Source organism: Aeromonas popoffii, from assembly GCF_000820025.1.
GTDB classification, from domain to species: domain Bacteria; phylum Pseudomonadota; class Gammaproteobacteria; order Enterobacterales; family Aeromonadaceae; genus Aeromonas; species Aeromonas popoffii.
In genome coordinates this window covers 1-14,289 of sequence record NZ_CDBI01000026.1, presented here as the reverse complement: position 1 = coordinate 14,289, position 14,289 = coordinate 1, and the positions used below count along the sequence as shown (strand labels likewise).

Sequence of the window (14,289 nt, the reverse complement as noted above, 5' to 3'; positions counted from 1 at the left end):
TCCCTTCATCACGTCTCAGCCGGACTTGCCCACCTTGGGCTCATCGAGCTGATGCTTTACCTCTTCATACCAGAGGTCGTGGTGCTCCTTGGCCCAGGTCTCGTCCACTTCGCCGGTCACCATCCCCTCCAGCGCCCCTTCCAACTGGAACAGGCCCATGTAGATATGGAAGATAAAGCCGCAGATGAGGATCAAGGCGCCTACGATATGGATAAAGCTGGCCCACTCCATCTGGCGGCGCAGCTGGCCGAAGATGGGGAAGTCCAGAAACAGCCCGGTCGCCACGACTATGCCGCCAAACCAGATGAGCAGCCAGAAGATCGCCTTCTCGCCGCCGTTGGAGAAGCCCGCCGAGGGGTGGCTCCCCTTGTGGGGGCCCAGCATGCCACCCGCCTTCATAAACCACTGTACATCCACCATGTTGACGATGTTGTGGCGAAACCACTTGATGAGTACCCCCATCAGACAGAGGAAGAAGAGCGGCCCCACGTAGTTGTGGAACACCTTGGCGAACCAGATCCAGTTCTCCCACACCCCGAGGCTCACCACCGGCTTGATAAAATACTTGCCGTAGATGATGGCTAGCCCCGACCCGGACAAGGTCAGGAACATGCTCGCCGTGGTCCAGTGCAGCGCCCGATCCAGCCGGCTCCAGCGCTTGAGCTTGCGCCCGGTACGGGGTTTGGAGAGCTTGGTCTGCCCCACGACCAGGTACATCAGGCCACACATGGCCAAGGATCCAAAAATAGCGATAGCGCCGAGCGGTGACACCCACTTGGTCTTCACCTCGAACCAGAGCTGACCCGGCACCGAGATCAGCACCCCGTGCTCCGGCGAGCGGGAGGTGGTGTACCCCTCCTGCCCATCCTTCACCGCCCGCCAGTAATCGGCGCCAGCAAAGCCGACAGCCTCTTGCTCGGCATCGGCGAAACTTGCAGTACTCACCAGCAGCAGGGCAGCAAACAGGGCCATTAGCCAGGTTTTCATGCTGCCCCTCCCTTGCCCGCCTTGCTGGCATCATGGAACAGCTCATCGCCGTTACCCCAGCCCGCCTCCTTGGCACCGCGATAGGCGACCCGCTCACGGAAGATGTCGGAGATCACCTGCGCATCCCCCGCCAGCAACGCCTTGGTGGAGCAGAGCTCGGCACACATGGGCAGCTTGCCCTCGGCGATGCGGTTGGCTCCGTACTTCTGGCGCTCCGCCTCGCTGTGATCCTCTTCCGGGCCACCGGCGCAGAAGGTGCACTTGTCCATCTTGCCCCTATCGCCAAAGGCGGCGGTTTTCGGGAACTGGGGCGCCCCGAAGGGGCAGGCAAACAGGCAGTAGCCGCAGCCGATGCAGAGATCCTTGTTGTGCAGCACTATGCCGTCGTCGGTGTGATAGAAGCAGTCGGCCGGGCAGACCGCCATGCAGGGGGCATCGGTGCAGTGCATGCAGGCGACCGAGATGGAGGTCTCCCCCGGCAGGCCGTCGTTGAGGGTCACCACCCGGCGACGCTGGATGCCCCACTCGAGGGCATCGTCGTTCTCGTTCTTGCACGCCGTCACACAGCCGTTGCACTCGATGCAGCGCTTGGTGTCACACATGAATTTCATTCTGGCCATGGGGTCAGGCTCCTACTTTGCGAAAACGGCACAGGGTGACCTTGGTCTCCTGCATCTGGGTGACAGGGTCATAACCATAGGTGGTGACTATGTTGACCGACTCCCCCAGCACATAAGGGTCAGACCCTTCCGGATATTTGGATCGCAGATCCTTGCCCTCGAAGTGGCCGCCGAAGTGGAACGGCATAAAGGCGAGCCCCGGCTTGACCCTTGGGGTCACCAGCGCCTTCACCTTGACCCGGCCCCCTTCCGGCCCCTCGACCCACACATCCTGACCATCCTGCACGCCGACATCGTTGGCATCCGCCGGGTTGATCTCGACGAACATCTCCTGCTGCAGCTCGGCGAGCCAGGGGTTGGAGCGGGTCTCGTCGCCGCCCCCCTCGTACTCCACCAGACGGCCGGAGGTGAGGATGATCGGGAACGCCTTGCTGACGTCCTTCTCCTGCACAGAGGCGTACTGGGTCGGCAGGCGCCACAGGCTCTTCGAATCGGGCCAGGTGGCGTAGTCGGCCAGCAGATCCCGGCGCGGGGTGTAGAGCGGCTCGCGGTGCTTGGGCACCTGATCCGGGAAGGTCCACACCACGCAGCGCGCCTTGGCGTTGCCGTAAGGGACGAAGCCATGCTTGATGGCAACCCGCTGGATGCCGCCGGAGAGGTCGGTCTTCCAGTTCTTGCCCTCGGCCTCCTTCTTCTCGGCCTCGGTCAGCTCATCCCACCAGCCGAGCTGCTTCATCAGATCGGCAGTGATCTCGGGATAGCCGTCTTCTACCTCGCTCCCTTTCGGCCAGGACTCTTCGGCAAGCAGTGACACGCCCTGATACTCGATGCCGAAACGGGCACGAAAACCCCCGCCCCCTTCCGAGACCGGAATGCTGGTGTCGTAGAGGATGTGGCTGCCGGGGTGTTTCATCTCCGGGGTGCCCCAGCAGGGCCAGGGCAGACCATACACTTCGCCACTGACCGGGCCGCCCTCGGCCTTGAGGTTGGTCTTGTGGAAGGTGTGCCAGTTCTGCTGGTGCGCCTTGAGCCGCTCCGGGCTCTGGCCGGTGTAGCCCACGCTCCACATGCCGCGGTTGTATTCGCGGGTGATGTCTTCCAGCAGTGGCTGGTTGTTCGCCACCTTGATGTGCTTGAACAGCTCATCAGCAAAGCCGAGCTTCTTGCTCAGGAGATACATGATCTCGTGATCGACCTTGGATTCGAACAACGGCTCGATCACCTTGTCGCGCCACTGCATGGAGCGGTTGGTGGCGGTGACGGACCCATAGGTCTCGAACTGGGTGGTGGCTGGCAGCAGGTAGACGCCGTCGGTGCGATCGTTCATCACAGAGGCGACGGTGGGATACGGGTCGACAATCACCATCATGTCGAGTTTTTGCATCGCCTTCTTCATCTCGGGGCCGCGAGTCTGGGAGTTGACCGCATGGCCCCAGTAGAACATGGCGCGGATGTTGGAGCCCTGCTCGATGAGATCGGCGTTCTCCAGCACCCCATCCACCCAGCGGGAAACCGGAATGCCGTTGTTGTTCATCGGCAGCTTGCCGTTGTAGGCCTTGTTGTCGAAACGCGCCTTGATCCACTCGTAATCCACATCCCACACCCGGGCCCAGTGCTTCCAGGAGCCCTCTTCCAGCCCGTAATAACCGGGCAGGGAGTCGGAGGTGACGCCAAAGTCGGTGGCACCCTGCACGTTGTCGTGACCACGGAAGATATTGGTGCCCGCCCCGCTCTTGCCCACGTTGCCAAGGGCCAGTTCGAGGATGCAGTAAGCGCGGGTATTGTTGTTGCCTGTGGTGTGCTGGGTGCCGCCCATGCACCAGACCACGCAGCCGGGGCGGTTGTCGGCCAGCAGTTTGGCGGCGCCATAGACCTGCTGTTCGTTAAGGCCGGTCACCCGCTCCACTTCGGCAGGAGTCCAGCGCGCCACCTCTTTTTGCACCTCGTCCATGCCATAGACGCGGGTGCGGATGAACTCTTTGTCTTCCCAGCCGTGCTTGAAGATGTGCCAGAGCATGCCCCAGATAAAGGCGACGTCGGTGCCCGGACGCAGAGATAGGTACATGTCCGCCTTGGCTGCGGTGCGGGTGCGACGCGGGTCAACCACCAGGATCTTGCAGCCGTTGCGCTCTTTGGCCAGCAGGATGTGCTGCATGGCGACCGGGTGGGCCTCCGCCGGGTTGGAGCCGATAAACATGATCGACTTGCTGTTGTGCATGTCGTTCAGGCTGTTGGTCATGGCGCCGTAGCCCCAGGTGTTGGCGACGCCAGCGACCGTGGTGGAGTGGCAGATCCGCGCCTGGTGATCCACGTTGTTGGTGCCCCACAGGGAGGCCATCTTGCGAAACAGGTAGGCCTGCTCGTTGGAGTGCTTGGCAGAGCCAAGCCAGTAGACGCTATCGGGGCCGGACTCCTTGCGCAGGCGCAGCACTTCATTGCCCACCTCTTCGATGGCCTGATCCCAGCTGATGCGCTGCCACTTGCCACCCACCAGTTTCATCGGGTACTTGAGGCGACGCTCGCCGTGGCCATGCTCGCGCAGGGCCGCCCCCTTGGCACAGTGACCGCCAAGGTTGAAGGGGTGATCAAACGCTGGCTCCTGACCGGTCCAGACGCCGTTTTGCACCTCGGCATAGACGCCGCAGCCCACCGAGCAGTGGGAGCAGATGGTGCGCTTCACCTCGACCGGCACCTCGGCGGCCACGGTTTTGGCCTCGGCCCGCTGCATCATGGCAGGGGCCAGCCAACCGGCCGCCACGGCGCCACCGGCCACCAGACCTGAGTTGACCATAAAGGCGCGACGGGTCAGCCCCTGACCGCGGGATGCGGCTGCATTACTTTGCAAGTGGCCTTGCTCGCTCGCCTTGACCAGCTCGGCACGTTTTGTCAGTTTCATGAATTCTCCTTCGCTATGTTCGGCACTGATCCGGCTCAGTCGGTGCCGCGCAGGGTGCGATAAAAGTCGTGAACATGGGGGGTCTCCCGATAGCCCTTGTCAGGCTCGGTGTCGTGGGTCAGCACCTCTTTGCCCACCACCCGACCGGTGGCACCGGCCAGCACGCCTATGGTGGCGACCACGCCAACTCCCTTGATCAGATGGCGGCGGGACGGGTCTTTCAGCTTTTCATCGCTCATTCTTGTGACCTCTGTTTTTGTACTTACCGGCGCCTGCGCGCCAGCTTAGCGTCCAATGGGATATCTCATCTGCTCGTTTTGTTATGCGCAGCTCTTGTTATGCACAGCTTGTTATGCACAGATAGGGGCGTTCAGCCCGTCACCACGCAGGCGCCAAACGGCAGGCGCAATTCGTTTTCCAGTGTGAAGAAATCTTCGGCAAGCGCCCCGACGGCCCGGTAGAAGCTGCCCCCTTTCGCCTGTTGCTGATCGCGGCAACAGACAAGTACCCAGGGGGCCAGATGGCGTTCATAGAAGCGGTTGCGATCCGGGTGCTGCTCACCAATCAATGCCGCCATCACCTCGCACAGGGCGGCCAGGTGATCTTCCGGCTCGCATACCCCGCTCTGGCGCTCGAAGCCCAGCGACTGGAGGTCGGCGCGCAGTACCGCCAGCGGCAGCTCCATCAGGGAGCCGGTGAGATACCAGGAGGCAAACGGCACGATTTCCCCGCGCCCCAGCCCGATAAAGAGATCCTGATACTCTTCGGCAAGCTCATTCTCGTGGTGGCTGCTGGCCGCCAGCTGCACCAGCCCCAGCCCTCTGGCAAAGGGGCCCGGCATCGGCTGCAACCCTTGCAGCCAGCCGAGCTGTTCGCCACGGGGGGCGGCGCGCCAGAGGCTCGCCAGCAGGGCATACATGTCGGCGCTATTGCGATCCAGATCTGTCATGGTCAGTTCGCCTGCACTCAGTGCGGTATAGCGATTCGGTTGTTCACTCATCACAGGCCCTCATATCTTGAGCTGGGCGGCAGGATCCGCCGCCAGCGCCGTAAACACATCCTTGACCCGGCACTCTTCGCACATCAGCAACCGCGCTGCGGCTTCATTCTGGAAGTGGGAGTGACCGGCCAGCTTTTGCTGGATGCGACGAATGAGGGAAGCTGGCGCAAACGGCTTGCCGCAGCGAATGCAGCAGGCAGCCTCTTCAGCTTTCAGGCTCTGCACGGCGCGGCGCACCTCGGGCACAGGTTGCAGACGGGGCGTGAGCACTATGGCCTGCTCGGGGCAGGCTTTTTCGCACATGCCGCACTGGATGCAATCCTGCTCGATAAAGTTGAGGCCAGGCGTGTGCCCCACCGCATGCAGGGCGCGGCTCGGGCAGACCGCCACGCAACCCATGCAGAGGGTGCAGCCAGCTTCTTTCAGTTCCACGCTGCCGTAAGGGGCGCCATGGGGCACCGCCAGCGGCTCGCGGCTCCCCTCGTTGGCCTGCCAGAGGGCATCAAAGGCGGCAAACAGGTTCTCCCGCTTCTCCCCTTTCAGCGGCTTGTCCAGCAGGGCAACGGCTGGCTGTGCGGAAAAGCTCTCATCTATTTCGGCATCAGCGTTAAACAATGCAATGCGATCGGCAGCAAGACCGGCGCCCGCCAAGAGCACGGCGGCGCTCGCCAGTTCCCGCTCAACCAATGCCCGCACGCTGGCAGGGGCATCGTCACCGAGCGCAATGCGCACAGCGCTGGCGCCATAGGCGAGTGCGGCGAACCAGCTCTCGATGCCTAAACTCGCGCTCTCCTCCACCCAGACCGGCAACCAGTTGGCGGGAAGAGAAGCGAGCTCGACTTCCACCCGCTCGCGCTCATTATCAGCGGCGATCAGCAGTTGAGGCGCGTCGCCCCCCGCCTCCCGGTAGTGCTTGAGCAGGCGGAACTGGTAGTCGCCGCTGGTGTTGGCATCGGGCTGGTGATAGGCGATGGCGCCGGTCGGGCAGGCAGTGGCACAGCTGCCAAAGCCCTGACACAGATGGGGATCGATCTGGATGCGACCATTGATGGGCTTGAGCGCATCGGTCGGGCAGACATCGAGGCAGCGGCTGCAACCGGGCACGCCACGGGCAGTAAAGGCGCAGGCCTCGGGGCCCTGGCGAAAATAGCGCGGCTTGTCGAAGATACCGGTGAGAGCGCAAAGTTCTGCGAGCTGTTCAGCCAGCCCCTCGTCATCGGCCAGATGCAGATAACCGACCGGCGGGCGTTCCAGCGCAAAGAGCGGGGCGCGGCCCAGATCGGCCACCAGATCAAAGCGCGGCTGTTCACTGACAGCAGCCGTTTGCTGCGGGAAGCAGATCGCGGCGAGCTCAATCCGCTCACCCTGACCATTGAGGCCGGTGAGCTGGAACTGACCGAGATACCCTGTCAGGCTCGGCTCGCGCAGGGTCAGGGCAGCGAGAGATGCGGTGGCATCAAAAATGGCTTCGAGATCCGCCGCCTCGGCATCATGGACCGGCTCGGTCACCAGCAGGGTGGGCTTCACCCCGACTGGCAGCAGGCTGGCGGCGCGGCGAATGCGATCTTCCGGGCCGACCAGCAGCAGGCGCCCCTGACTCTGGTAGGAGACAGTGGCCGGGATCAGGTTGTCGGTCTTGACCGTATGCCGCAGGGCATAGGCGCGAGCGCGCGCGTTATGCCCGGCCGCTTCGTCGGTCAGCTTTGTGACAGATGTGGTTATGGGGTGTTCGGTGATCACATACGCTCCTGTGCGCGCCACCTCGTGGGATGGGCGCTTGTTGGTAAGCCGAGAGAGCAAGAGCCGAGCCAACTCCCCCGGAAAAAAAGTGACTGACAGGGAGTCAGGATCCTTAAGGTTCCATTCCCTTATCTTTGGCTGGGACATTTTGTCCATCACAGGAAGCCAAAATGTCCCGATCGTTGGTGGGGGTTTGAGAATGGTTATCAGCCAACCCGTGCGGCTCGTCGGCGGCAGCAACGCTGGCAACCGCAACCGGTTCAGCGGATCCGCTGGCCGGGTTGGCTGTCTCGCTCTCAGGGGCGATCACCTGCTCCACCAGCCAGTTGCGCAGCCCGGCAGTCAGGGCCGCAGGCAGCAATTCGGGCTGGCTGAAATCCTGGGTGTAGTCGTCGAGCCCGTCCGGCTTGTGGCTGCGAAACATGGCCCGCAGCGCCTCCTTGTCGGGGAGCCTGGCCTTGCCCGGCTGCGCCGTTGTTAGCGGCGGCGCGCCACTCTCAGCCCCCTCAACGGCAAGCGATTCGTCACTCCCCTTGTCAGTGCTGACTACGGGGCTATCCAGCGCGTTATCTGATACTTCACCTTCGCCACTGCCTTCAATAGGAGTCGTAATCACCTCGGGGGTGGCCTCTTCCCTCGGCTGCAATACCTGATGCTTGCGCGCCTCACTCTTGCGAGAGTGCCAGCGCTTGAGGAACTCACTCATGGGCGCTGTTTCCGGCCTTGTTTACAGCACAGGTTCCGCTGTCACTGCCACGCTCGCGGCCATCGGGGCCGGTGGCTTTAACGGCGCCACAGCTGGCTTGATCTAACGTATCTCTTGATGTCGCTACAGCCGTATCGAGGCCCAGCTGATCCTGCGCCCGCCCCTTGCCCTTCTTGCCCTTGCGACGGGCCTCCAGCAGCTCGCCATGGCGACCGATAAAGGCCTCCACCCAGGCTTGCACCGCGTCGGGCAGCGGGCAGGAGAGCACCTGCCGATCGCCATCCATATAGGCGGCAGCCACGGTCTGGCTCAGGGTCAGGCCATCGGCCACAAAGCCACTGTCCACGCGGCTTCCGGTGACAGTCCCGGTAATAAAAAGGCGCGGCGAACCGGAGCTCAAATTAAAGCGATAATCCCCCCGCTCATCGCGAAACAGGGTAAGGGGCAGCGCACCGGTCGCCTCGGCTTCAGCAGGATGGAGCGCCGCAATCTCAAAACGGCGGCTCTGCCAGCGGCCAACCTGGCTGTCGATGGCCTTTAACTCCAGTTGCAGCCAGCGCTGCGGGGAGAGGGGTTTGGTTGTCTCTTGCACTGTCACGGCTCCCATCAGAAGGTCTCTGCCGGGCCGCTCTCCCCCATGATTTCCCCCCGGTCGGGGCGGATCAGAGCAGGAGATTCATGGCGGCCACGGCCATCAATGGGATAAGACTTAGCAAGAGTGGGGCCAAGGCCGGTTTAGTGGCCGCTTGGGGCTTTTATGCGGGTTGGGGCCTTGTGCGGGACATGGGTTGGCGCGGGCGTAGGTTGGCGCTGAGCGCAGCGAAGCCCAACATGCGGAGTAAGACTAATCCGCCAGAACCTAATCAGTAGGAATGGCAATAATCGAATATGCCTGAATTATCCGATTATTGCTTTTGAAATATTCCGCGGTAAACGTTGGGCTTCACTTCGTGAAGCATCAACCTACGATTTAGTTCAACATGCGAAATTAAATTTCATTTCATAACAACAGAAACAAAACAATCAATTTTATCCCAACGATAGCTGTTTTCAAAATGCATACCACCCCAATTGAATTGGGGGTGTTCAAAAAGAAGCCTTACATACAACCAATATTTTTCATAAAACTCTGCAAGAGATGTTTCATCACTGCCTAACTCTGGAAACATTCTACGATAGTCTGCGTGAGATATTCTATTGCGAACATTTCGAAAATCACGCCCGAAAAAGGGCGGCACTTCACTAGGGATACTTAATCCTTTTGATGCATAATAAGGACCATAGAAGTTCAACAACCTCTGAACTGCATTATTGATTTTTTCATCTATTGTTATTGATTTTGGTAGTTTTGTATTCCCGAAATCAATCTTTATAATGGCGATATAAAATTCATACAACGAGCGCAAAAAATTACTAAATGATATGTAACAAGCTCTTTTTATTTCCTCTTCCTGCTTACTTACCAAGAGTGATTTATTTCTTTCAAACTCCTGAAAACTATAAGTGGCTACATAAAGCTCATGCCCAGCAGTCTCCACTATGGCTTTGTATATTTCAGAATCCAAAGTTATTTCCATTTCATCTATTTCCACATACTGAATTGAGAATGCATAAATACTGAACCTTGCTTAATCCATGCGTATGTATCATTACAACACATAACTTTATTTTAGATAAGCCAAACTGAAAAAATGTATGCCTTGCATATGTAAAATATACATATCTAACTAGATTAATGTAAGGTGTGCAATTGATTTACATCATTATTTATTCCTTTTCTAATTTACTGGATATAAGTAAATATTCACCCCTACCGTTTAAACTTCATTATCCGTACTAATCTGGAACAAAACTTGCTGTATCCCTCCCCTTAGATCCCGGCAACCGGTCGCGAGGGGCCCATGACACCGACCTTTATCAAAAGCAATGCCGCAGCCCAGCTCACCATGGCCGTCGAGGTGATGGATGAACAGGGACAGCTGCAAACCCGCCAAATCGCCTGTGAGCGGCCACTGACGGTCTACCTCAACTGGAAGGAGATAGTGACCCTGATGACGCTGGGGGCCCGCCCCGAGGCGCTGGTACTGGGCTATCTCAAAAATCAGGGCTTTATCGAGGATATTTCGGCCATCGAATCGGTCATCGTCGACTGGGAGAGCGAGGCCGCCGCCGTGGTGAGCAGCCAGCAGGCCGCCGATCTCGACCAGTCACTGGAGAAGAAGACGGTCACCTCCGGCTGCGGTCAGGGCACCATGTATGGCAGCGTGATGAAGAAGCTCGAAGGGGTGGTATTGGCAGCGCCGGAGCTTAAACAGAGCACCCTCTACGCCCTGCTCAAGGCGCTGTCGGCCCATAACGAAACCTACAAGATGGCCGGTGCGGTGCATGGCTGCGCCATCTGTCGCGGCGCGGAGATCCTCTCTTTTGTCGAGGACGTGGGGCGCCACAATGCGGTGGATACCCTGGCGGGCGAGCTGTGGATGAATGGTGAGAGCGGTGCCGACAAGATCTTCTACACCACAGGGCGGCTCACCTCGGAGATGGTGATCAAGGTGGCGCAGATGGGCATTCCGGTGCTGCTGTCGCGCTCAGGCGTCACCCAGATGGGGCTGGATTTGGCCCGCCAGCTCGGCATCACCATGATTGCCCGCGCCAAGGGGCGTCACTTCGAGGTATTCAGCGGCCACGACCAGCTGGTGCTGGACGAGAAGCCGCCAGTGTTGGCGCCAAGTTCGGCTGGTCGCGGCATGCGGGATTAAGCCATGAACGAATTGATGAGTGCCGAGCCGATCGCTCTGTATCTCGACCGATCCAGCCAGAGGGTCAAGCGCAAGCCATGAATGAATTTATGAACGTGAAGCAGGTGGCGGAATACCTCGATCTCAACGAGAAGAAGGTCTACCAGCTCGCCAACGAGGCGCGCATCCCCGCCACCAAGGCGACCGGAAAGTGGCTGTTTCCCCGCTCCCTGCTCGATCGCTGGCTGCTCGGCAGCTGCCACGAGGGGGTGATGAACGACCGGCTGCTGCTGGCGGGCTCCGACGATGTGTTGCTGCACTACGCCAGCAGCCGGCTAGCCCAGCAGCTCGGCACCCAGGCACTGGTGGGCTACACCCCGTGCGGCACAAGGCAGGGGCTGGCGATGCTGGCACGCGGCCATGTGGATCTGTGCGCCATCCACTGGGGGCAGGCCGAAGAGGCGCACCTGCGCCACCCGGCGCTGGTGCAGCAGTATCAGGGCCACCGGCAATGGGTGATCGTTCATGGATTTAGGCGGGTGCAGGGGCTGGTACTGCGCCAGGGGCTGCAACCCAAGGAGGCGAAAGAGGCGCTCGACTGGCGCTGGGCCATGCGCCAGGAGGGGGCTGGCAGCCAGCGCGCCCTGCAGGAGTGGCTGCAAACGCAAGGTGAGTCGCTGACCCGGCTGGATCGCACCCTCGAGGTCAACAGCGAGCGGGAGCTGGCCGCCGCCATCAGCCGTGGCGATGCCGATGTCGGGCCCGGCGCCCAGAGCACCGCCACCGAGTTTGGCCTCGGCTTTATGCCGCTGTCGCAGGAGTGCTTCGATCTGGTGATGCCGCAGGGGGTCTTCTTTCGCACCCTGCTACAACAACTGATCGGCTGGCTGCAATCCCCCGAGGGGCGCGAGCTGGCGGCCCGCCTCGGCGGCTATGACCTGAGCCAGAGCGGCAAGCTGGTGTGGAGCCCGCAGTAAATAACCACTCACCCACCGACAAAACAGCCCGCCAACCATATTGACGGGCTGTTTTTATCACGGGCTTGTTTATAAAGGGATCAATCCCCTGTCTCACGCCCCTCGGCATTGAGGGCGATGCGCCACCCTTCCAGTTTTGTGGGCTCGCTGCCACTGGGCAGCAGGGCGTGGCTGCGCAGCCGTATGGTAAAGCAGCTCCCCTGCCCCGGGGTGGAGTCTACCAACAGCTCCCCGCCCCAGCGGCTGATGATGCGGTGGCTCAGGGCCAGCCCCAGCCCGGTGCCGGTGGCGCGGGTGGTGAAGAAGGGGTCGAAGATCTTGTCCATGATGGCGGCCTCGATGCCGCTGCCGTTGTCGATGACCCGCACCTCGGCCCCTTGCAGCGCTCCCGCCTCATCGCACCAGTCGTGGCTCTCGACCCGGATCTCCCCCTGCTCCCCCAGCGCGTGGCTGGCATTGACCAAGAGGTTGATCAGCACCTGCAACAGCTGCTGGCGATCCGCCTCGATGGGCTGCTGGGCCCTGAGATCGGCCACCAGCGCTACCTGCTGCTGGCGCAGGGCTGAACGCACCAGGGTCAGGCTCTCTTCGATGATGGGGGTGAGGTGCTGCCAGACGGGCGCAGTCTCGTAGTCGCCGGGGCGGGAGTATTGCAGCAGGCTTCGGGTGATGGCGCGGATGCGCTCAATCTGGGCCAACACCAACGCCAGCTCCTCACTGACCGGCTCGGCCGCCTCCCCCAGCTCCAGCTTCATCAGCTCCACATTGCCGAGGATCACCGCCAAGGGGTTATTGATCTCGTGGGCCACCCCGGCGCACAGCTCACCAAGGGCCGCCAGCTTCTCGCTGATGAGCAGCTGCTGGCGAGCCTCGGTCAGCATATGGATGTGGTGCTCCAGCTCGGCAGTCTTCTGCTTGAGGCTCAAGGTGCGCTCGGCCACTTTCTGCTCCAGCTGGTCGGCGCTGCGGGCCAACTGCTGCTGGTGCGCGGCCTGCCGGTCCAGCATGGCGTCAAACTGGCGCCCCAGCTCGGCCAGCTCATGGTCAGGGTCAAGCGGCAGCGCCCCCACCCGGGCCGACTGGTCATGCTGCACCTGACGCACTACCTTGTGCATCCGCTCTATGGGGGTGAAGAGATCCCGTGCGCCGCGATAGACCAGCAGGCCCGAGAGCAGCAACAGCACCACCACGCCGGAGCCCAGCTCCACCAGATTGGTGAGGTAGGTGCGGATGATGGGCCACTCGAGAAAACCGACATAGAGCATGCCGATCCGCTCGCCATTCGCCCCCAGCAGCGGCTCGTAGCCAGAGACATACCAGGCGTCGTGGACGAAGGCGCGGTCAACCCACATCTCCCCCCGCCCCAACACCTGCTCGCGCACCGGTGGCGAGACCCGGGTGCCCACCGCCCGGCCCAGCTGACGGCTGCTGCTGGCAGGCACGTTGGTGCTCACCCGCAGATCGCCAAGAAACAGGGTGACTGTGCCTACGCCCCCCTCTGGCAGCGTATTTTTGGCAAACACCTGCCCCCTGATCTCGTCCACCAGCCGGGTACTGCCATTGATAATCTCGCCCCCCTCCAGCACGGCCCAAAGGGAGCCGTCTTGGGCCATGACGGGCGTCAGGGAGAGGCTGACCAGCCCCCGGGTCTCCTGACCAAGGTCGGCTGTGTGCTCCCTGTCCAGCACGGCGCGGCTGGCAAGGGCGGGCGAGAGGGCCAGCAACTGCTCCCGCGACCAGACCACGAAGTGGCTGACGCTGCGCCCGGCGGTGAGGGCCGTGCGCGCCTGCGCCGTCAGCTGATCCAGCTCGGGGCCACGGCGCAAGCGCAGAAAATCGAGGCCATAGTTGGCCGCCAGCGGCATCACCCACTCCTGCAGTTGATCTGGCGATTCGCGCAGCCGCAGCTGGAAGGCCCAGGCATCGCGCAGGTGCTCCAGATGTTCGGCCTGACGCTGCTGCTGCACGCTCACCGCATGGTGGGCGACCCTGAGGTCGCCGCGCACATTGGTGAGCAGGTTCTGCCAGCTGTAGGTGAGGGTCCAGTAAAGCGTCAGCCCTATCATGCCCACCAGGGTGAGCGTGATGGGCACAGAGGTGAGCAGCAGCAGGCGCCAGCGTACCTTAGTCTTGAGCCAGCGCGGCAACAGGGTCACAGCGGCGCCATCCGGTTGCAGATGATCATTCGATGGCCCACTCCTTGAACTTGCGCTCCAGGGTCTTGCGCGCCACCCCCAGCACCCGGGAGGCGGCGGATTTGTTGCCATCATGGCTCGCCACCACTTGCAGAATATGGGCCTTCTCCACCTCGGCCAGCGGCCACGCCAGCGGATAGCCCTCTTCGCTCTCCCCCTGCTCTGCCGCCTTGTTGCTCTGCCAATAGTCGGCGGGGGGCTTGCCCAGCAACAGGCAGCGCTCGATCAGATTGCGCAGCTCGCGCACGTTGCCGGGCCAGGGATAGGCCTGCATGGCCACCACGTCCTCGTGGGTCCAGCTTAAGGAGCCCATCCCCATCTCGGCGGTGAGCTGGCGAGTGAAGTGATGGACCAGGGCGGGGATGTCGTCGACGCGATCGCGCAGGGGCGCCACCGGCAGCGCCACCACGTTGAGGCGGTAGAAGAGATC

13 protein-coding genes are annotated in these 14,289 nt (G+C 61.5%); 2 read left to right on the top strand and 11 right to left on the bottom strand.

What is annotated here, in order from left to right; all coding sequences use genetic code 11:
• Positions 1-15: 15 nt before the first annotated feature.
• From BN1129_RS06060 to BN1129_RS23140, 9 genes are all read right to left on the bottom strand, one after another.
• On the bottom strand, positions 16-987 hold the full coding sequence (locus BN1129_RS06060) for a formate dehydrogenase subunit gamma (RefSeq protein WP_042035165.1): 972 nt from the start codon (positions 985-987) through the stop codon (positions 16-18).
• Positions 984-1,607, bottom strand: coding sequence for a formate dehydrogenase FDH3 subunit beta (fdh3B, locus tag BN1129_RS06055; protein WP_042035164.1), 624 nt, complete (start codon positions 1,605-1,607; stop codon positions 984-986). The genes BN1129_RS06060 and fdh3B overlap by 4 nt, the downstream gene beginning before the upstream one ends.
• Positions 1,608-1,611: 4 nt before the next feature.
• On the bottom strand, positions 1,612-4,503 hold the full coding sequence (locus BN1129_RS06050; RefSeq protein WP_042035162.1) for a formate dehydrogenase subunit alpha: 2,892 nt from the start codon (positions 4,501-4,503) through the stop codon (positions 1,612-1,614).
• Between the two features lie 35 nt (positions 4,504-4,538).
• Complete coding sequence (locus BN1129_RS06045) at positions 4,539-4,742, bottom strand: transcriptional initiation protein Tat (protein ID WP_042035160.1); 204 nt, start codon at positions 4,740-4,742, stop codon at positions 4,539-4,541.
• Positions 4,743-4,873: 131 nt separating this feature from the next.
• On the bottom strand, positions 4,874-5,503 hold the full coding sequence (locus BN1129_RS06040) for a TorD/DmsD family molecular chaperone (RefSeq protein WP_042035159.1): 630 nt from the start codon (positions 5,501-5,503) through the stop codon (positions 4,874-4,876).
• A gap of 9 nt (positions 5,504-5,512) precedes the next feature.
• Complete coding sequence (locus BN1129_RS06035; RefSeq protein ID WP_052449317.1) at positions 5,513-7,243, bottom strand: 4Fe-4S dicluster domain-containing protein; 1,731 nt, start codon at positions 7,241-7,243, stop codon at positions 5,513-5,515.
• Positions 7,244-7,355: 112 nt separating this feature from the next.
• Positions 7,356-7,949 carry a DUF3306 domain-containing protein gene (locus tag BN1129_RS06030; RefSeq protein ID WP_042035156.1) on the bottom strand — a complete coding sequence of 198 codons (594 nt, stop codon included), beginning with the start codon at positions 7,947-7,949 and terminating at the stop codon, positions 7,356-7,358.
• A complete protein-coding gene (locus BN1129_RS06025; RefSeq protein ID WP_042035154.1) occupies positions 7,942-8,556 on the bottom strand; it encodes a DUF3305 domain-containing protein in 615 nt (204 codons plus the stop codon). The genes BN1129_RS06030 and BN1129_RS06025 overlap by 8 nt, the downstream gene beginning before the upstream one ends.
• Positions 8,557-8,944: 388 nt before the next feature.
• The gene (locus BN1129_RS23140; protein WP_157013273.1) at positions 8,945-9,526 is read right to left on the bottom strand and encodes a hypothetical protein; all 582 of its coding nucleotides are present in this window, start codon (positions 9,524-9,526) and stop codon (positions 8,945-8,947) included.
• A 324-nt stretch (positions 9,527-9,850) separates the two neighbouring features.
• Here BN1129_RS23140 and BN1129_RS06015 point away from each other — a divergent pair, with 324 nt between their 5' ends.
• The gene (locus BN1129_RS06015) at positions 9,851-10,708 is read left to right on the top strand and encodes a formate dehydrogenase accessory sulfurtransferase FdhD (protein ID WP_042035148.1); all 858 of its coding nucleotides are present in this window, start codon (positions 9,851-9,853) and stop codon (positions 10,706-10,708) included.
• 89 nt (positions 10,709-10,797) lie between these two features.
• Positions 10,798-11,664, top strand: coding sequence for a helix-turn-helix transcriptional regulator (locus tag BN1129_RS06010; protein ID WP_084204586.1), 867 nt, complete (start codon positions 10,798-10,800; stop codon positions 11,662-11,664).
• Between the two features lie 80 nt (positions 11,665-11,744).
• On the opposite strand, the gene BN1129_RS06005 is transcribed toward BN1129_RS06010, so the two are convergent.
• Together BN1129_RS06005 and BN1129_RS06000 are read right to left on the bottom strand one after the other, a co-directional pair.
• Positions 11,745-13,820, bottom strand: a complete 2,076-nt coding sequence (locus BN1129_RS06005) for a sensor histidine kinase (protein WP_042035145.1) — start codon at positions 13,818-13,820, stop codon at positions 11,745-11,747.
• Positions 13,821-13,845: 25 nt separating this feature from the next.
• Positions 13,846-14,289, bottom strand: a 444-nt coding sequence (locus BN1129_RS06000; protein WP_042035144.1) for an AAA-type ATPase lid domain-containing protein, incomplete at its 5' end; no start/stop codon positions are given.